Source organism: Halorubrum lacusprofundi ATCC 49239, assembly GCF_000022205.1.
In the GTDB taxonomy this organism is placed as follows: Archaea; Halobacteriota; Halobacteria; order Halobacteriales; family Haloferacaceae; genus Halorubrum; species Halorubrum lacusprofundi.
The window spans coordinates 389,496-407,397 of record NC_012029.1; the positions used below are offsets into that span (position 1 = coordinate 389,496).

Sequence of the window (17,902 nt, forward strand, 5' to 3'; positions counted from 1 at the left end):
TTTCGGTATGACACACCCCCTCGTGGGCGGTGGTCGAACCGACGGAAGTACCGCCGTCGACGACGAAAACGACCGTCTAGAGCTTCTCCGATTCCTGCGCCTGCTTGACGCGCCGCGTCGCCTGCTCGATTCGCCTGTCCGTCGCGTTCGCGAGACCGGGCGAGAGCCCCTCACGCGCCGCCGCGAGCCGTTCCTGAATCCGAGCGATCCGCTCGAGCACGTTCTCCAGTTGGCGATTGGTTCCCTCTTTGTCCCCCTCACGGGCGCGTTCCTCGGCCCGCTCGGCGTTGTCGACCGCGGCGGCGAGGGCGCGTTCGAGCCCGTGTATCGCGTTCGACGGTCCGCCCTCGGAGCCATCCGAGCCGCCGCCAGAACTCCCGTCGTCGCTATCGTCGTCGCCGCTTTCGGCCGCAACCGCCGCCACCTCCGCCCGCGTCTCCTCGGCCACGTCGGCGACGAACCCGGCGAGCGAGGCCGCGCCAGTTTCGGGCCGGTCGATTCGGATCGGTTCACCGGATCCCGCGGCCTCCGGGGCCGGCTTAATGCGATAGGCACCGATCTCGTCGTCGGCGTCGCGCACCTCGGTCGTGTACGCGCCACCGGCATGGACGTACACCGCGTCGCTCCCGTCGACCGCCGAGTCGTAGATCCGACCGGCGAAGTCGTCCTCGACCGCCGTCCGTGTCATGTCGATGTCGCTTTCGGCGTCCGACAGCTCCACCTTCGTCGCGTTCTCGCGAGCGACGAGTGGAATCTCGCCGTCGACGCCGGCAGTCGTAAGGGGCTCGTCCGCCGAGACCGCCAGCTCCTCGCTGTGGGGCGCCTGCCCCGCGCCATTGACCGTCAGCCGGTGGTCGCCCTCGGGGATCCCGTTCGCGACGGCGATTCCGCCGCCGAACGTGGGGACCGCTTCGGGATCGCTCTCGATCAGGACGAACGACTCGGTGATCGCGTCGGTCGTCGTCAGCCCCTCGCCCTCGGGGGCATCGTCGCTTTCGACCGCCCGCGTGACGCGGGCGACGACCGCGTCGAGTTCGGCCGTTGCGCCGTCGCCGAACGACTCCTCGGCCGCGATGGCGTCGTACCGCTCGGCGAGCTCAGCACGGTGGTTCCCGGCGGTCACGTCGAGCGCGGGGTTCTCGTACCGCGGCTGCTTCCACGGGATGCCCGTGGTCGTGATGTGGCTGGCGACGGCATCCTCGACAATTTCCGGGACCGCGAACTCGTAGCTGAGCTGCGGGCCGGTGAACGCGGTGATATCCTCTAGCTCGGCGCTCTGGACGAGGTCGTACCCGATCACCTCGTCGGCGGTCCGGTCCGCGAGCTCGTCCTCGCGATCGGCGTGGCGGAAGGCGATTCCCGTCTCTCGGAACGGAAGGTCGGTCGGGGGCGATCCCAGTGCGTCGAGCGATCGAATCGTGAGCGCGCCGTCGACCAGCGACTCGACCGAGACCGACGGGAGGTCCGGGTGATCGTAGAGCGGTTCGCCCTCGTACTCGGGAACGACGAACGGGAGCCGCATCCCCTCGTCGCGGGGGAGCCCGTACGCGATGGGAATCCCGAGGAGGTCCTCGACCGTGTCGATCGTCGTGTTCGTGATGTCCGCGAGCAGCCCCTCCTCGCCGACGCGCTGGAACTGGCCGGGGTTCTCGTTGACCGAGAGGGTGCTGGAGTGCGAGCCTAGCTCGGAGAGGACACGCGGGATGGCGTCGGGGTTCGGATCGAGGAACTCGTTGTTCGGCACGCTGCGGGAGTGCGAGCTGGCGACGTACAGTTGGGGGTCGCCCGTGTCGAGGTCGACGAAGACGTGGAGCACTTCCCAGTCGTGCCAGTGGAAGTTAGCCGTGAACTGGTCGAACGCGGAGTAGAGCCAGAACTGGACGACTGCGAGGGGTGAGTCCTCGTATTGGACCCCGTTGTAGAAGACGGTCGGGTTCGGCGGTTCGCCCGCCTCGTCGTACCGCTCGTGGTAGCCGTCGAACGCCACGAACCCGTCGACAACGGTCTCGTCGTCCTCCTCGACCGTATACGGTCGCGGATCGGTCGGGAACCACGGCTCCGCGGAATCGAAGAACAGCGTCGGCGCGAACCGGGTCGCAAGCTCGTCGAGCGTCTCCGGATCGAGGGTATCTGTGGCGGCGTCGTCCGGCTCCGAGCCGGAACAGCCCGCGAGCGCGGCGCTCCCGGCTCCCGCGAGCGCGCCGAGGACGGTCCGACGGGCGACGCCGGATTCGGGCCGATCGTCGTCGATGTCGGACCGATCGTCGTCGATGTCGGACCGATCGTCGTCGATGTCGGACCGATCGTCGTCGATGTCGGACCGATCGTTGCCGGGGGAGGCGCGATCGGTCACGGGTGCACCTTCGCGCCGTCCGTATGTAGGGCGTCCGTCCGAAACCGCGGCTCCGGATGCATTTCACTAGCTCACGACCACAGCGGCGAATAAGTCTTCTGACAGACGGACCGAGCCACCGGGAGAAGGTATTTGCGGCCAGCAGTCCGACCTGAAGTATGGACGGCAAAAGGACCCTCTACTACGCGGCGATCGCAATTGCGGTATTGATCGCTCTCTCTGTCGTCGGGACGATCATCTCGCTCGCAATCGGCGTCACCGTCTGGATGGTCACGTGGGCGATCCGACTCGCCGTGCTGGCTGGTCTTGTCTACGTCGCGTACAAGGCCGGCTCGTGGCTCCTCGGTGACGACAACGCCCCGTCGATCGACTCGCTCGAACGTTCTCGGGGCTCCACGTCGGCGTCGGCTGGCGACACCTCAGAGAGTCGGCAAGACCGGCTCCGCCGGCAGTACGTCGAGGGACAGATCAGCGAAGCGGAGTTCGAGCGTCGAATCGCGAGCGAGTTGGAGACCGAGGAGTTCGACGACATCGATCGGGAACTCGAACGGGAACGGTAGGGAGCCGTCGGTAATTAAAAACGGTCTCGAAGCTCCTCACGCAGGTCGTCGAGGTCGAGGTCCTTCATCGCGAACAGCACCAGCAGGTGGTAGACGAGGTCTGCGCTCTCGTAGGTGAGTTCGTCGAGGTCGTCGTCTTTCGCCGCGAGGATCGTCTCCGTTGACTCCTCACCGATCTTCTCTAAGACGGCGTTCTCGCCCTTTTCGTGGGTGAACAGCGAGGCGGTGTACGACCCCTCGGGCAGCTCCGCCTTCCGCGACTCGATGGTGGCGAACAGCTCGTCGAGGACGTCGTCGGGGGGGACCTCCGGATTCTCGTCGTTTTCGGCGTCTGAATCGCTCACGCGACCACCTCCTGCTCGGGGAAAAAGGCGAGGTCGTGGATCCGCGAGTCGTCGGTGAGCTCCGGGTGGAACGCGGTGGCGACCACCGGCCCGTCCCGAACCGCGACCGGGCGGCCGTCGACGGTCGCGAGTACTTCGACGCCTTCCCCCACGTCGTCGATGAGCGGCGCACGGATGAACACGGCGTGGAACGGCTCGTCGAGCCCGGTCATGGGGATCTTCGCTTCGAAGGAGTCTTTCTGTCTGCCGAACGCGTTGCGGTCGACGGAGACGTTTACGAGCCCGAGCGCGTCGACCCGGTCGTCCTTCGCGTCCCGCGAACAGACGATGAGACCCGCGCAGGTGGCGAGTACGGGCTTTCCGCTCGCGACGTGCTCGCGGATCTCCTCGTCGATCCCCTCTCGGCGGATCAGCCGCGAGATGGTCGTCGACTCCCCGCCCGGCATGAGGAGCACGTCGCAGTCAGGGACGATTCCCGCGTCCCGGACCTCGACCACTTCCGCGGGCTCGCCGTGGGCGGCCGCGGCGTTCTCGACGGCGGCGGCGTGTTCGGCCACGTCCCCCTGGACGGCGATGACGCCTGCTTGCATAGGAACCGGTCGGTGGGGGACGGGCAAAAAGGGCGCGCTACGGAGCAGGAGATGCGGAACGCTGACAGCGGAGAGAGAACGGTGAACGGAAACGAACACCCGGACCGGCCGGCCTACGCGACCGTCAGCGAGAGAATCTGTACGAACACGCCGAAGAGGACGCAAAACGCGAGGACGGTCTTCGGGTCGATCGCGATCGCGTCCCGGTCCTCGCTGTCGAAGTAGCGGACGAGGCCCGCGCTAGACATCAGCCCGCCGGAGTTGGAACCACTGCTCATGCCCGAGAGTGCGCCTCGCGGCGTTCTAAACGTTTCGTTCGCCTATGGGTGCGGAACCGCTTCGAAGTGGGACGCTGAGAGCGACGACCGCGGTTCGACGCCGGAACGTGCACAAGTGGGAAACCCTTATGCGCCGCCCGGCGGTAGGTTGCGCCGGATAATGACTGTTCGACTGCTGGATTTTCACGCTGACTGGTGCGGCCCGTGTAAGACGCAGGACCCGATTCTGGAGGAGATCCAGGAGGACCTCGGCGACGCCTTCGAGCTCCAGAAGGTGAACGTCGACGAGGAGCAGGACGTCGCCAACCAGTATCAGGTGCGCTCGCTACCAACCCTCATCATCGAGAACGACGAGGGCGTCGTCGACCGGTTCGTCGGCGTCACCCAGCGCGAGGACATCGAGGCCGCGCTCTCCGAAGCCGGCGCGTAACGGTCCGCACCACCGCCGTTCGAGAACATTACGGACGATCGGGAGGCTCAAGCCGGTCCAATTTGACCCGCTGCGTCTCGCAACCTTTTACAGCGTCGGCCCGTCAGTAGTGGTATGGCCAGTTTCGACGCCGCGGAACGCCGCAACCTTGACCGACACATCTGCATGCGCTGTAACGCCCGCAACTCCCCCGACGCCGACCGGTGCCGCAAGTGCGGCTACACGAATCTCCGCCCGAAGGCGAAGGAACGCCGCGCGGCGTAGATCGGTCGCCGATCGGCCCTCGTTTCTCCTGCAGATCGCCTCCCCGAGCCGTCGGTACGAGCGATCGGTGTTTCGTCCGCATCGTCGCCACGCCGCGTCACACCTCTGTCACGCGTTCACACGACACATTCGGTTGCTGTAGATTTTTGCGACGACGGTCACAATCGTTCGGACGATGGATCCAACACTCGACGAGATCGACCTCGATACGGTCCGGCTCGGCCGAACCGGCCTCCGGACGAACGAGTTCCAACTCGGCACGTGGCGGTTCGGTCGCGTGACCGAGGCGGGCAACGTAGAGATCGACGAGGCCCGCGCCCACGAACTGCTCGACGGGTACGAGGCCGCGGGCGGCCGCTACATCGACACCGCCGACGTGTACGGCGGCGGCGACTGCGAGCGCTGGATCGGCGACTGGCTCGCCGAGCGCGACCGCGAGCGCTACACGATCGCGTCGAAGGTGTACTGGCAGATCCGCGACGGCGACCCGAACAGCCGCGGCACGAACCGCAAGAACGTCCGCCACCGCGTCGACGCCCTCCTCGATCGGCTCGACACCGATTACCTCGACGTGCTCTACATCCACCGCTGGGACGACGAGACGCCGGCCCGCGAGCTGATGAAGACGCTCAACGGGCTCGTGGAGTCCGGCAAGGTCCACTACCTCGGCGCGTCGACGCTCCGCCCGAACGCCTGGAAGGTCGCCCGCGCCAACGAGATCGCCCGCAGCGAAGGCTGGGAGCCGTTCAACGTGCTCCAGCCGCGATACAATCTCGTCGACCGCGAGATCGAAGGGGAGTACTTGGAGTTCGCGCGCCAGCAAAATCTGGCCGTTTCCCCGTGGAGCCCGCTCGGTCAGGGGTTCCTGACCGGGAAGTACGACCGCGACGAGGACCTCCCCGAGGAGTCGAAGGCCGCCGAGTCGAGCCGCTTTCAGGAGGCGTACCTCACCGCGGAGAACTTCGACCTCCACGACGAGCTCGACGCCGTCGCCGAGGAGGTCGACGCCACGCCCGCACAGACCGCGCTCGCGTGGCTCGCCCACCGCGACGGCGTCACCGCGCCCATCGTCGGCGCGCGCACGACCGCCCAGCTCGCGGAGAATCTCGCGGCCGCTTCGATCGATCTGTCCGACGAGCAGGTCGACCGCCTGACTGCCGCAAAGTCCGGCCCGTACGACGGGCTGTAGGACGGGCTCTGACTCCGCTCCCGCCCTGATTCGGGTGCCTACCGCTCCGCGCAGTACTCGACGAAGTTCCGCAAGATGCGGAGCCCCGTTTCCCCGCTCTTCTCGGGGTGGAACTGCGTGCCGAACACGTTGCCCGCCTCGTTGGCGACGACGGCGGGGAAGTCGACGCCGTAGTCCGCGGTTGCAACGACCGCGTCCGGGTCGTCGGGCTCGGCGTAGTAGGAGTGAACGAAGTAGGCGTACTCACCGTCTACGCCCTCGACCAGCGGGTGGTCGCGTTCGACTTCGAGCTCGTTCCAGCCCATGTGCGGGACCTTCCGATCCACGTCGAACCGGACGTTGGTTCCGGGGACGAGATCGAGACCGGTCACCTCGCCTTCCCCCTCGTGGTCGGCCTCCTCACTGGAGGTGAGGAGCATCTGCATCCCGAGACAGATCCCGAAGAGGGGACGACCGGCGTCGGCGTGGTCGGTCAGCGCCTCGCGAAGCGGACCGGCGTTCTCCATCCCCTCCCGGAACGCGCCGACGCCGGGGAGGACGACGCCGTCGGCGTCGGCGAACGCCTCGGGGTCGTCGGTGATCTCGACCGACGCGCCCGCCCGCTCTAACCCGCGGGTCGCAGATCGGAGGTTCCCGAGGCCGTAGTCGACCAGAACCACGTCCGCCAGCGTCTCCGCGGGCGGTTCGAAGGTGCTCATACCTCCTCTCGGAGGGGGACAGAAAAGTCGGTTTCCCTTGTGACAGTCGGCGGGCGACGGACAGCGTCGGGGGTGGCCGTCCGACCGGTCACTTCAGCATCGAGTCCGCCATCCGGCGCGGGAAGCCGGTGACGAGCTCCCAGATGCTCATCTCGACGTCGTCGGAGCGCAGCCGCGACCGGAGTCGCTGGCTGAACAGCTCGACGGAGATGATGAGCAGGAAGATGGCGAGCAGCGTCGCCATCATCTCGGTGAACCGCAGCAGGTTCTGCTGGGACGTGAGGACGTAGCCGAGTCCCCCCGCGCCGATGACGCCGACGGTGACGCCGATGCGGACGTTGATCTCGAAGATGTACAGCGTCCACGCGATGAACGCCGTTCGGACCTGACTCAGCATCCCGAAGAAGACGATCTGGGGCTTGCTCGCCCCGGTCGTGCGCATCGCCTCGATCGGCCCGTCCTCGATCTCTTCGAGCTCGTCGACGAACAGCCGGCCGAGGTTCCCGATCGTGTCGAACGCGATCGCGATCGCGGCCGAGGCGGGACCGAGCCCGAGGAACGGGATGAAGATGAGCGTCCAGATGATCGCCGGGATCGCCCGGATGAAGGACATCGTCCCGCGGAAGATGAAGTTGAAGGGGAACGGGGTGACGCGCTCGGAGCCGAGCGTCCCGAAGACGAGCGCGAACGGGAACCCGAGGACCGTCCCGACGAACCCCATCGCGAGGGTGATACCGGCCTCTCCGAATATCTGGAAGATCCCGAGTTCCTGGAAGAAGAACACGTAGATGTCCGTCGGGTTCGGGGGGAACTGGAACAATAGCCTGCCGATCTCGGGGTCGTACAGCAGGTTTTCTTGTCTGATGAACTGGATGTACTGGCCGAAATCGAGGAACGGGATCACGCCGAAGTAGTTCGTGATCGGAAAGAAGCCGGTCAGCGACTCGGTGAACGTCTCGAGGCGCGCGTCCGGGTTCAGAAGCTCCGTCGCGGCGAACGCCTGCAGCGTGGCGAACGCGAGGAACGCCAGCAGTCCGGTCCACCCGAGCGCCCGACGGCGACGCGTCCGCTTGATGTTCTCGAACTGTTCGGCGATGCGATTCGGAACGCCGGAGCCGTCGGCGTCGTCGATCGCGCCGGATCCGGCCGTCCCGTCGGAGGTCGTTGTGTCTTTTGTCACTCGTAGATCAGCTCCGTTCTCGTCACGTCGTCGCGACCTCGTCGGTCGCCTCGTCGCTGTCGCCGTCATCTCGGACGAACATCCCCTCAGTGTCGATGTCGCCGTAGAGGTCGTCGATGACGTCGATCGTCAGCTCGTCTCGGTACCCGTCGAACACCTTTTTGCCGTCGCGCAGACCGATGAAGCGGTGCCCGAACTTCCGAGCGATATTCACCTGGTGGAGGCTACAGAAGGTCGTCAGATCGCGGTCATTGGAGGCGGTCCGGAGGTAGTTCATCACGCTCTGTGCGCTGCCGGGGTCGAGGCTCGCGACCGGCTCGTCGGCGAGCAAGACGTTCGGCTGCTGGACGAGCGCACGGGAGATCCCCACCCGCTGCTGTTGACCGCCGCTCATACTTCGCGCCTTCTGTTCGGCTTCGTCTAGGAGGCCGACCGTGTCAAGCGCGTCGAGAGCGCGGTGTTTCTCCTCAGGATCCTGTAGCTGGAGGACGCTGGAGAGGAACCCGGAGCGGTGCACGCCCCCGGAAAGCGAGTTCGAGTACGCCGTCATGTCGCCGATGATGTTGTGCTGTTGGAAGATCATCGCGACCTCCGGGCGGGGCTCGAACATGGGCTCGCCGTCGATCAGGATTTCACCGTCCGTCGGGGAGAGCAGCCCGCTCAGCGTCCGGAGCAGCGTCGACTTCCCGGATCCGGAGACGCCGAGCACGATGACGAACTCGCCTGCGGGGACCTCGAAGGACACGTCGTCGAGCGCGACCGTGTCGCCGAATCGTTTCGTAAGACCGTCTACTTCGATGTAAGTCATAGCGAGAGAGTGTACGTAGCCGCTCAGCCTAGAGTTCGTTCCACTCCAAGCCGAGCTCTTGACCGAGCTGCGCGACGGGGTCGTAGTCTTCGGCGCTCGCTTCGACGACGCCGCTGAACCAGAGCGCGTGCGCCTCGACCAGATCGAGGTCCTCCCGCTGGTCCTCGCTGAGCTCGGACTCGTCCATGTCGAGGATCTCGGGGTCGATGTTGAGTGCCTCGGCGATGTCAGCCTGCGAGTCGTGCTCGAACGCCTCCTGAGGCGCGTCGATCATCAGCTGTCGGATGTCGTCTTTGAGCGACTCCTCCCACGCGGCGTTGCTCACGATCGGCGCACGTGGGATCGGGTCGGAGACGGCGAGTAGCTGGAGTTCGGGGTCGTCTTCGCCGGCGCCGTCGTACTCGGCCGAGATGTCGACGAACTCCTGTGACATCTCGTCGAACTGCTCCTGCGGGACGTGTGACGCCGTGGAGAAAGCGCCTGTCCCGGCGGCCGCGATCCGGTCGTCCTGAATGAGCTGTTCGCGGGCGGTCGAGTGGTCTGAAGTCCGGAGCTCGAAGTCCTCGGGCGAGCCGGAAGGTGCGCTCCCGATGTCGATCCCCGCGTTGCTGAGCATGTACAGCGGGAACAGGGTCCCGGAGACAGAGGTCGGCGCGGCCGACGCGAAAACCTCGCCTTCGAGGTCGGCGAGCTCTTCGATGTCGCTGTCAGCCGTCGTCGTGATGAGCGAGAAGTACTTTTCAGCGCCGTAGGCCACCCGCATCCCCGTCACGTCGAGCTGATCGGGGATCTGCGCGACCGCGCCGGGCGAGGTGTCCGCGAAGACCCGGTCGCCCTCGCTCGCGCGTCGGAGCTCCTGTGCCGTCCCGGAGTAGCTCGCGGTCGGCTGTTCGATGATCTCGATGTCGGCCTCGGACTCGAGGTACTCGAACATCGGCTGGTACTGGACCTGGATGTCGATCTCCTCTTCCGCGGGGTTCATCACCCACGTGACTTCCGTCGCCGAGTTCCCGGAATCACCCGACGTGCCGCCGTCGGAACAGCCGGCGAGCCCGACTACCCCAGCCGCGCCGGCCGTTTTGACAAACGTTCGCCGATTCGCCGACCACCTGTTGTCGGACATACAGTTGTGCTTTCTACTCTCATGGTATATTATTTTCTATGTTTCATATACAGCGCTACTGTGACGGACGTTCGCACTCATTTCACCGGCGATCCGGTCGTTTCAGAATTCTCCGAGCCGCGACTGACCGCCCGACCCGGCGCCGGCGGTCCCGCTCAGCTCGCCCGCCCGCGCGATGGTCTCGAAGAACCCGTCGCGCTGGCTCCGGTCGTACAGCGTCGCCGCCGGGTGGACGGAGAGCAACACGCGCCGTGAGGCGCCGGCGATCCGCACGTCGACGACCTCGCCCGACTCCGAGGTGATCGCCACGGATCGGTCGAGGAGGTGCTCACTCGGCACCTTCCCGAGGGTGACGATCAGTTCGGGGTCGAGTCGGTCGATCTCGGCGTCGAGGTACCCGCGGCAGTTCGCCAACTCCTCGGTCGTCGGGTCCCGGTTGTCCGGCGGGCGGCACCGCACGCAGTTCGTGATCCGCACGTCCGCCCGCGCGAGTCCGGCGTCCCGGAGCGCGTCGTCGAGCACGTCGCCGGACCGCCCCACGAAGGGCTCGCCCCGCTCGTCCTCCTGTGCGCCCGGCCCCTCGCCGACGAACAGCAGGTCCGCGTCGGTCGGGCCGACGCCGTCGACGATCCGGCTCCGCGACTCGACGAGCGCCGGACAGCGCTCGCAGGACGGCACTCGGAGGTCCCCGTCGAGCGCGTCCCCGTTCTCGGTCATGGATCGAGGTGCGAGCGGGGTCGACATAAGTCCGTCCGCCTTCCGACGACGTTTCGGTTGGGTAGTGTCTCGATCGTGTGGCCGGTGTCCGCTAGTTATAAGAGGTTGCTAGTAGATCGACGGTGAACACTTCCAAAGCCCCAGCCGGGAGACGCTTCGCGCCTCTGGCAGCCGGCGCGTAGCGCCGGCGACCTCGCACGCGCACTTCGTGGCCGCCGATGGCGGCCACTCAGAGGCGCGCCACTGCAGTTTCTTTATAAGCTACGTCCCTCCTCTCCATCCCGCTTCTCCACGACGATCGCCCGCAGGTCGTTGACGTTCGTTCCGGTCGGACCGGTCCGCAGGAGCGCGCCCGCGTCGTCGAAGAGTGGGTACGCGTCGTGGCGGTCGAGGGCGTCGCGGGCGGCGTCGGGGTCGAGCGTCGTCGCGTCCGCGATAGCTCCGGCGGCGTCGGTCGGGCCGTCGAGCCCGTCGGTGTCGGCGCTCGCGACGACGACTCGGGGGGCGCTGTGGCCGTGGCCGTCGTCGTCCCCTCCTCCGCCCCCGCCTCCGTCCCCCAGCGGGCCCTCCGCGAGCGCCAGTCCCGCGCTCGCGGCGAACTCCGCGTTCGGGCCGCCCGTCCCCGGATCCGCCGCGTCCCCGAGCGTGACGGTCGTCTCGCCGCCGGAGAGCAGCACGGCCGGCGGCTCGATCGGCGACCCGCGGGCGGCGCACTCCTCGGCGATCGCGGCGTGGGTCGTCCCCGCCTCGCGCGCCTCGCCTCGGACGCTCGCGGACAGCACCAGCGGCTCGTACCCCCGGTCCGCCGCGGCGGTCGCCGCCGCGTCCAGCGCGGTTCGCCCGTTCCCGACGACGAACGCCGCGCTCCGGTCGAACGCCGGGTCGCCCGCGGTCGGGGTCTCCGGCAGCTCTCCGTCGGCGCCTGCACGGAGGCGCTCGCGCACGCTGTCGGGGGCGTCGAGGTCGTACCGGTCGAGGACCGCCAGCGCGTCCGCGTACGTCGAGGGGTCGGGGACGGTGGGCCCGCTCGCGATCGTGTCGAGCGGGTCGCCGATCACGTCGCTGACCGCGAGGGTGACGGTCGTCGCGGGGGCGGCAGCGCGCGCCAACTGTCCGCCTTTCACCGCCGAGCAGTGCTTCCGAACCGCGTTGATCTCGTCGATCGACGCGCCCGACGTGAGCAGCGCCGACGTGAGCGCGCGGAGATCGCCGACCGAGATGGGGTCCGCGGGCGCGGCCAGCAGCGCGCTGCCCCCGCCGGTGATGACCGCGAGAACGAGGTCGTCGGGGCCGGCGCGCTCGGCCGCGTCGAGGACCCGCCGAGCGCTCTCGACACCCCGCTCGCTCGGCAGCGGATGATCGCCCGGGAGCACGTCGATCGTCGCGGTCGACGACGGGTCACTCGCGTCAGCGCCCGTCCAGTCCGGGGGGTCGTCCGTAACGACGATCCCCTCGTCGATCTCTCGGTCGCTCCGGCCGAGCGCGCCGGCGACCCCCGCCGCCGCACCCGCGGTCGCCTTCCCCGCCCCGAGGAGGACGACCCGGTCGTACGCGTCGAGGTCGTACTCGCCGCCCGCGCCGTCGACGCCCTCGATTCGGAGGGTCCCGTCTCGGACCGAGACGGCGTCGCGGATCAGCCGCTCCGGGAGCGCGGCCTCGATCCCGGCCGCGAGGCAGTCGAGGGCCGCCTCGTGTGTCGGTGTCCGAGCGAGTCGCTCGCGGTCGCGAAACGTCACGGCGTCGTCGATCGTCTCGGCGTCATCGGTCATGGCGGTGGCTCTCGGCGGAGCGACATATATCCGGCGCGGGTAGGACGATTCGGCCGGCGGGATACGGCTACCGCTCCCTCGTCGCCTCCCGGTGCGCGCTCGCCGCGATTGCGGCGATCCGGAGGGGCTCCGGCCGGCGGAACCCCTCGCGGACCAACCCGCAGACCGCGGCGGCGGCCTCGTCGACGTCGATCCCGACCGCGCGGACGAACAGTGGTTCCGGGGCATCGCTCGCGGCCGAGTTCCACTCGTCGCGCTCCACCCGAACCCGAGGCGGCAGGGACCGATACGTGTCGAGCCGCCGCGCGAGCGCCTCGCCGTCGAACGCCTCGCGGAGCGCCGGTTCGAGCCCGGGGCTCTCCTCGTAGCTCACGGCGTACACCGGTCGGTCGAGAGCCTCGTGAAGCCGCGACAGGTCGAGGAGGTTGAACCACGCGGGCGCGATTCCCGCCACGGCGACATGGCGCACATCCTCGCGCCTCAGCCGGTCGAAGAGCGCGATCGCGGCGTCGGTCGCGTCGGTCCCGCCAACGGTGCAGGTCTCGAACCCGAGCCCGTCGAGGGTGCCGTCGGCTCTGACGACAGCCCCAGCTAGGCGACTGGTTCGGTCATCGTCTGAGAAGGCGATACCGAGCGTCCGGCTCGGCGGTGTCACCCGATCAGGTCTCCTCGGATTTGATCTCCTGGAGTCGGTCGAGCAGCTCGTCGTTCGACGCACCGGGTTCGTAATCGACCGAACCCTCGTGTACCTCTTCTGCGGCCTGGACTCCGTCGTCGTCGTCGAAATCCGCATCCAGGTCTTGATTCTCCTGTTCGGATTCATCGTAGCTTCCGAAGCCCATATGTGAGTGAGACTAACACGCCACGAGGCATAAATCCCCGGGCGTTCGGGAGATCCCGCCGCCCCCGTTCCCGCGGGGACTGCACGTTTTTCCCATCGGGCGCCCTTCGTGCGCGTATGGAGCCGATCACCGTCACTGCGGACGCGGAGGAGTTCACCTGCAACGCGTACCTCGTGTCCGGCGAGGCGCCGACCCTCGTGGACGCCGGCACGATGCCGGGCGTCGACGACGTTATCGCCGACGCGCTCGACGAGGCCGGCGTCGACGGGCTCGACCGCGTCGTGTTGACCCACCAGCACCACGATCACGTCGGCCAGCTCGACGCGGTGCTCGACCGGTTTGACGCGACGCTTTACGCCAACGCCGCCCACCCGCGGCGCGACGTGGCGATCGGCGACGGCGACGAGATCCTCGTCGGCGACGAGCCCTGCGAGGTCGTCGAAACGCCCGGCCACGCCGCCGACCACATCTCGCTGGTCGGCGACGACCGGGTGTACTCCGGCGATGTGGTCGTCTACAACGACGGCGCCTTCGACGACGGGTCGTTCGGTCGCACCGACATGGCGGGCCAGTCCCGCGAGGTGCTGATCGAGAGCCTTCACACGCTCCTCGACCGCCTGCCGGACACCGCCTCGGCGATGTACCCGGGCCACGGAGACGTCTACCGCGCGAGCGACGGCCCCGACACGGTCCGCGAGGTCATCGAACGCGCCACCGAGCGCGCGGAGCGTCGCGAGCCGAAGTACCCGGACGAGTAGCGCTCAGAGGAGACAAGTAGCGCTCGGGCCAAACGAGTAGCACTCGGACCGCACAAGCGAGCTGACGACTGTTTATAAGCGATCTACTGTAGAGTCGAAGTAGTATTTATAAGCGAACCGTCGGTCGTCGAGCGGCTCTCCCGCACCCCATTCCGCACGACCACCCGCGATCGTTCGTTCCCGCCCGAGACGGTCGCTACTCCGCTAACGACAGCGACGCGAGCAGGGACTCCAGTTGCACCTGCTCGTTGGCGCCCTCGGCGATCCGGTAGTCGGCCTCGCCGATCCGTTCCATCAGCGCCACCGCTTCGCGCTCGCTCAGGTCGAACTCCCAGACGGAGCGATGGAGTTGGTCGATCACGTCGCCGCCGGCCATCCCCGTCTCCGTGAGGAGGGTATCGAGCGTCGCCCGCGCCCGGGTGAAGTCGCCGTGTAAGGCGTTCGTCACCATCGACTCGATCTCCTCCGGGCGAGCGGTCGCCGTGATCGCGTACACCGCCTCTTCGTCGACGATCTCGCCGGTCGTCGCCGCCGCCTGCAGGGAGTTGATCGCGCGACGCATGTCGCCGTCCGCGGCGTACACGAGCGCGTCGACGCCCTCGTCGGTCACCTCGATCCCCTCCGCCGCGGCGATCTCGCGGGTCTGCGCGGCGACGGCCGCGTCCGAGAGCGGCGAGAAGCGGAAGACGGCGCAACGCGACTGGATCGGGTCGATGATCTTCGACGAGTAGTTACACGAGAGGATGAAGCGCGTGTTGTCGGAGAACTGCTCCATCGTCCGGCGAAGTGCTGCCTGCGCCTCATCCGTGAGCGAGTCGGCCTCATCAAGGAACACGATCCGAAAGTCGCCGCCGAACGACGAGCGCGCGAACCCCTTGATCCGATCGCGCACCACGTCGATCCCGCGCTGGTCGGAGGCGTTGAGCTCCAAGAAGTTCCCGCGCCAGTTGTCGTCGCCGTACACCTGTCGAGCGATGGCGGTGGCAGCGGTCGTCTTGCCTGTACCGGCAGGCCCCCCAAAGAGCAGGTGGGGGATGTCGTCCTGCTCGATGTAGCTCTGGAGCCGTTCGACGATCGCCTCCTGCCCGTGGATGTCGTCGAGCGACTGGGGTCGGTACTTCTCGATCCAGATCTCCCGACCGGTCGCGGTCGCAGCCGTCTGCTCGTCGGCCTCGCTCATGGCGGATCGGAGGTGTGGCGGGGTGATAAACGCCCCGAGAACGGGACGCGCTCGGTGCGGCTCTCTCCCCGCGTTCCCTACATCCGCCGTCGGATCGCCTCGTAGAACGCCGCCACGGCGTCGACGTCGGCCTCCGCGTCTCGCAGGCGTTCGCGTGCGTCGGCGTCGATATCGGGCGCGAGTGCGATCGCCGCGGCGCCCGTCGCGACGGTCTCGGTCCGCCAGTCGACGTACGGTTCGCCGATCCACGTCGGTAGATCGGCGCGCAACACGGCGTTCCGCCAGGCGAACTCCCGGCTCCCCTTCAGCCCGAGCAGGGCCAGCCGATCGTCGAGGGGATCGAGCAGCCGGTCGACACCCGCGATCTCGACCGCGGCGTACGTCTCGACGAGCGCGTCCTGCACGGTCTGGACCAGGTGGGCGAGGATGGCGTTTATGCGGTCGTGGTCGGCGAGTTTGCCATCCCGATCGGGATCGATGCCCACGTCGCCGAGCGTGTACGTGAGATCGTAGGTGATGTGCGCGTTGATGCCGAGCAGGGCGTCCTGTGCGACCAGCGCCTCGCTCCGGGCCGCGGCGGCAAAGGCGATCAGCCACGGGCGCGGGAGCGATTCGAAGGCCCGCCGCTCAAACGCGACCAACGCTCGGCGGTAGCGCTCCGCGAAGGCGACGAGGTACGACGCGGCCCACTCCGAGTCGAGGAACGCGCCGTCGTCGATCGCGGTCTGGACGGTCGCCGTCATCCGGCTGTACACCGTGAGAAACACCGCCCGCCGGTCCCCGCGCTCCCGGAGGTACGACTCGGTCCGTGCCAGCCGTTCGTTGACGTCGGAGACGGACGCGAACGGTGTCGCGACGAGATCGAGCAGCACCGCGTCCGACTCGTCGCCGGCCAGTTCCGCGGCGACCGCGTCGGTCTCGGTGTCGACCGTCCGCCAGACCCCGGCGAGCAGGGCGCTCACTTCCTCGGCGGTCGGAACGGCGGCGCGGATCGGACTCATCGTGAGTCGACGGCGACTACGCGAACTCGTCGATGAGTTCAGGAACGACCTCGAACAGGTCCCCGACGATCCCGTAGTCGGCGATGTCGAAGATTGGCGCGTTCGAGTCGGTGTTGATCGCGACGATCGTGTCCGATCCCTTCATGCCGGCGACGTGCTGGACCGCGCCCGAAATCCCGACCGCGATGTACACGTCCGGCGTGACGACCTTGCCCGACTGCCCGACCTGTCGGTTCTTCGGGAGCCAGCCGTTGTCGACGATCGGCCGCGACGCGGAGAGCGTCGCGCCGAGCGCGTCGGCGAGCTCCTCGACGAGCTCGAGGTTCTCCTCCTCCTCGATGCCGCGCCCGACGGAGACGAGCACGTCGGCGTCCGCGATGTCGACATCGCCACCGCCGACCTCCTCGAAGCCGGTGACGCGCGCGCCTGACTCCGGATGGTCGACCTCGAGGGACTCGACCGTCGCGTCGCCGACGCCCTCCGCGGGCGCCCACTCGCCGCCCCGGACGGTGAGGACGAACCGGTCGCCGGCCACGTCGACGGTCGTCTCCACCTTCGAGCCGTACATCTCGCGGGTGGCGGTCAGGCCGTCGTCGTACTCGAAGCCGATCACGTCCGTCACCAGCGGGAGGTCGTGCGCCTCGGCGACGGCGGGCGCGTAGTCCAGCCCGTTGACCGAGTTCGGGATCACGACGGTCCCCGCGTCGATCTTCTCGAGCAGCGCCCCGACCGCCGACTGGTAGACGGTGTGATCGAACTCCTCGCCGTTCGCGACCGCGTGGACCGCATCGACGCCCTCGCGGTTCAGGTCGTCGGCGAACCGGTCGATGTCGCCGCTGATCACCGCGACGTGAAGGTTGCCACCCCGCGCGTCGGCGATCTCGCGGCCGGCCGTGATCGCTTCGTAGGAGACGTCACGAAGCTCCCCGCGCCGGTGTTCCGAGACGACGAGCACGTCGGACATCACGCGCTCACCCCCTTCTCGCGGAGGACCTCGGCAAGGCGCGACGCGCTCTCCCCCGCGTCGCCGTCGATGATCTCGGCGTTCGACTCGCTCTCCGGCTCGTACATCGAGGTGATCGCCAGCGCGCTCTCGACGTCGTCGGCCGACAGCCCGAGGTCGGCGAGGTCCTTCGCGTCGATCTCCTTGCGCTGCGCCTGCCGGATGCCCCGGAGGCTCGCGTAGCGCGGCTCGTTGAGTCCGGTCTGGACGGTCAACACGGCGGGGAGATCAACGTCGGTCAGCTCCTCGATGCCGCCTTCGAGCTCGCGGTGAACGTGTGCGACGCCTGCGTCCGCGTCGACTTCGAGGTCGTTGACAACAGCGGCGTGTTCGAAGCCGATCCGCTCGGCGAGCGCAACGCCCGTCGCTCCGAATCCGGTATCTGCAGCCTGTACGCCGCCAAGAATGAGATCGGGCTCCTCCGCGTCGACGACCGCTTCGAATGTCGTGACTTTCGCGGCCACGTCGGCGAACCCGGCCTCGAAAGCGTCGTCCCAGACCCGCACGGCGCGGTCGGCCCCCTTCGCGAGCGCCATTCGGATCGTTTCCTCCGCGCGCTCCGGACCGATGGTGACGGTGACAACCTCGTCTGCGATCCCGGCCTCGGCCAGCTGTACCGCCGCCTCGATCGCGTAGTCATCCCACTCGTTGAGGTCGTACTCGAGGTCGGACGCTGCGATGTCGGTATCCTCGATCGCGAAGTCGTCGTCCGGCTCTGCAACCTCCTTGACTGTCACCAGAATTTTCATGATCGATACTCCGTCGTTCGACCTGTAAGAGCTTTCGGAACGCCTCACCGCGGGTTCGGGGTTTCC

The 17,902-nt window shown here is 67.8% G+C and carries 21 protein-coding genes; 5 read left to right on the plus strand and 16 right to left on the minus strand.

Annotated elements, in window-relative coordinates; translation table 11 throughout:
* Positions 1-76 precede the first annotated feature (76 nt).
* Positions 77-2,272 carry a hypothetical protein gene (locus tag HLAC_RS01820; protein ID WP_049933634.1) on the minus strand — a complete coding sequence of 732 codons (2,196 nt, stop codon included), beginning with the start codon at positions 2,270-2,272 and terminating at the stop codon, positions 77-79.
* A 239-nt stretch (positions 2,273-2,511) separates the two neighbouring features.
* Between HLAC_RS01820 and HLAC_RS01825 the strand changes: the two genes are divergently transcribed.
* Positions 2,512-2,913, plus strand: coding sequence for an SHOCT domain-containing protein (locus tag HLAC_RS01825; RefSeq protein WP_012659612.1), 402 nt, complete (start codon positions 2,512-2,514; stop codon positions 2,911-2,913).
* 14 nt (positions 2,914-2,927) lie between these two features.
* Here the strand turns inward: HLAC_RS01825 and hisE are convergent, their stop codons facing one another.
* The 3 genes from hisE to HLAC_RS01840 all read right to left on the minus strand — a co-directional run bounded on the left by hisE (position 2,928) and on the right by HLAC_RS01840 (position 4,125).
* The gene (hisE, locus tag HLAC_RS01830; RefSeq protein ID WP_012659613.1) at positions 2,928-3,257 is read right to left on the minus strand and encodes a phosphoribosyl-ATP diphosphatase; all 330 of its coding nucleotides are present in this window, start codon (positions 3,255-3,257) and stop codon (positions 2,928-2,930) included.
* Positions 3,254-3,847, minus strand: coding sequence for a pyridoxal 5'-phosphate synthase glutaminase subunit PdxT (gene pdxT / locus HLAC_RS01835; protein ID WP_012659614.1), 594 nt, complete (start codon positions 3,845-3,847; stop codon positions 3,254-3,256). Before pdxT ends, hisE begins: the two co-directional genes overlap by 4 nt.
* Before the next feature lie 113 nt (positions 3,848-3,960).
* The gene (locus HLAC_RS01840; protein ID WP_004049141.1) at positions 3,961-4,125 is read right to left on the minus strand and encodes a preprotein translocase subunit Sec61beta; all 165 of its coding nucleotides are present in this window, start codon (positions 4,123-4,125) and stop codon (positions 3,961-3,963) included.
* Between the two features lie 160 nt (positions 4,126-4,285).
* On the opposite strand from HLAC_RS01840, the gene HLAC_RS01845 reads away from it, so the two are divergent.
* From HLAC_RS01845 to HLAC_RS01850, 3 genes are all read left to right on the plus strand, one after another.
* The gene (locus HLAC_RS01845) at positions 4,286-4,555 is read left to right on the plus strand and encodes a thioredoxin family protein (RefSeq protein WP_004049143.1); all 270 of its coding nucleotides are present in this window, start codon (positions 4,286-4,288) and stop codon (positions 4,553-4,555) included.
* Positions 4,556-4,669: 114 nt separating this feature from the next.
* A complete protein-coding gene (locus tag HLAC_RS17650; protein ID WP_008848891.1) occupies positions 4,670-4,819 on the plus strand; it encodes a 50S ribosomal protein L40e in 150 nt (49 codons plus the stop codon).
* A 175-nt stretch (positions 4,820-4,994) separates the two neighbouring features.
* Entirely contained in the window at positions 4,995-6,008 is a 1,014-nt protein-coding gene (locus HLAC_RS01850; RefSeq protein WP_012659615.1) for an aldo/keto reductase, read from the plus strand.
* 38 nt (positions 6,009-6,046) lie between these two features.
* On the opposite strand, the gene hisH is transcribed toward HLAC_RS01850, so the two are convergent.
* The 8 genes from hisH to HLAC_RS01890 all read right to left on the minus strand — a co-directional run bounded on the left by hisH (position 6,047) and on the right by HLAC_RS01890 (position 13,145).
* Positions 6,047-6,706 (minus strand): imidazole glycerol phosphate synthase subunit HisH, encoded by a 660-nt coding sequence (gene hisH, locus HLAC_RS01855; RefSeq protein ID WP_012659616.1) that lies wholly within the window; start codon positions 6,704-6,706, stop codon positions 6,047-6,049.
* Between the two features lie 88 nt (positions 6,707-6,794).
* Positions 6,795-7,886, minus strand: a complete 1,092-nt coding sequence (phnE, locus tag HLAC_RS01860) for a phosphonate ABC transporter, permease protein PhnE (protein WP_012659617.1) — start codon at positions 7,884-7,886, stop codon at positions 6,795-6,797.
* A 22-nt stretch (positions 7,887-7,908) separates the two neighbouring features.
* Positions 7,909-8,694 carry a phosphonate ABC transporter ATP-binding protein gene (locus HLAC_RS01865; protein WP_012659618.1) on the minus strand — a complete coding sequence of 262 codons (786 nt, stop codon included), beginning with the start codon at positions 8,692-8,694 and terminating at the stop codon, positions 7,909-7,911.
* A 28-nt stretch (positions 8,695-8,722) separates the two neighbouring features.
* The gene (locus tag HLAC_RS01870; RefSeq protein ID WP_012659619.1) at positions 8,723-9,817 is read right to left on the minus strand and encodes a phosphate/phosphite/phosphonate ABC transporter substrate-binding protein; all 1,095 of its coding nucleotides are present in this window, start codon (positions 9,815-9,817) and stop codon (positions 8,723-8,725) included.
* Between the two features lie 102 nt (positions 9,818-9,919).
* Positions 9,920-10,534 (minus strand): uracil-DNA glycosylase, encoded by a 615-nt coding sequence (locus tag HLAC_RS01875; protein WP_012659620.1) that lies wholly within the window; start codon positions 10,532-10,534, stop codon positions 9,920-9,922.
* Between the two features lie 254 nt (positions 10,535-10,788).
* Positions 10,789-12,303 carry a glycerate kinase type-2 family protein gene (locus HLAC_RS01880; RefSeq protein WP_012659621.1) on the minus strand — a complete coding sequence of 505 codons (1,515 nt, stop codon included), beginning with the start codon at positions 12,301-12,303 and terminating at the stop codon, positions 10,789-10,791.
* A 67-nt stretch (positions 12,304-12,370) separates the two neighbouring features.
* On the minus strand, positions 12,371-12,958 hold the full coding sequence (locus tag HLAC_RS01885) for an endonuclease dU (protein ID WP_012659622.1): 588 nt from the start codon (positions 12,956-12,958) through the stop codon (positions 12,371-12,373).
* Between the two features lie 4 nt (positions 12,959-12,962).
* Positions 12,963-13,145 (minus strand): DUF5786 family protein, encoded by a 183-nt coding sequence (locus HLAC_RS01890; protein WP_012659623.1) that lies wholly within the window; start codon positions 13,143-13,145, stop codon positions 12,963-12,965.
* Positions 13,146-13,261: 116 nt separating this feature from the next.
* Here HLAC_RS01890 and HLAC_RS01895 point away from each other — a divergent pair, with 116 nt between their 5' ends.
* Entirely contained in the window at positions 13,262-13,903 is a 642-nt protein-coding gene (locus HLAC_RS01895) for an MBL fold metallo-hydrolase (protein WP_012659624.1), read from the plus strand.
* 196 nt (positions 13,904-14,099) lie between these two features.
* Here the strand turns inward: HLAC_RS01895 and HLAC_RS01900 are convergent, their stop codons facing one another.
* The 4 genes from HLAC_RS01900 to HLAC_RS01915 all read right to left on the minus strand — a co-directional run bounded on the left by HLAC_RS01900 (position 14,100) and on the right by HLAC_RS01915 (position 17,836).
* Positions 14,100-15,083 carry a replication factor C small subunit gene (locus tag HLAC_RS01900; protein WP_012659625.1) on the minus strand — a complete coding sequence of 328 codons (984 nt, stop codon included), beginning with the start codon at positions 15,081-15,083 and terminating at the stop codon, positions 14,100-14,102.
* A 77-nt stretch (positions 15,084-15,160) separates the two neighbouring features.
* Positions 15,161-16,084: a DUF5995 family protein gene (locus tag HLAC_RS01905; RefSeq protein WP_012659626.1), complete on the minus strand. Its 924-nt coding sequence runs from the start codon at positions 16,082-16,084 to the stop codon at positions 15,161-15,163.
* A gap of 16 nt (positions 16,085-16,100) precedes the next feature.
* Positions 16,101-17,048 (minus strand): electron transfer flavoprotein subunit alpha/FixB family protein, encoded by a 948-nt coding sequence (locus HLAC_RS01910; protein WP_012659627.1) that lies wholly within the window; start codon positions 17,046-17,048, stop codon positions 16,101-16,103.
* Entirely contained in the window at positions 17,048-17,836 is a 789-nt protein-coding gene (locus tag HLAC_RS01915) for an electron transfer flavoprotein subunit beta/FixA family protein (RefSeq protein ID WP_012659628.1), read from the minus strand. The genes HLAC_RS01910 and HLAC_RS01915 overlap by 1 nt, the downstream gene beginning before the upstream one ends.
* Positions 17,837-17,902: the final 66 nt, after the last annotated feature.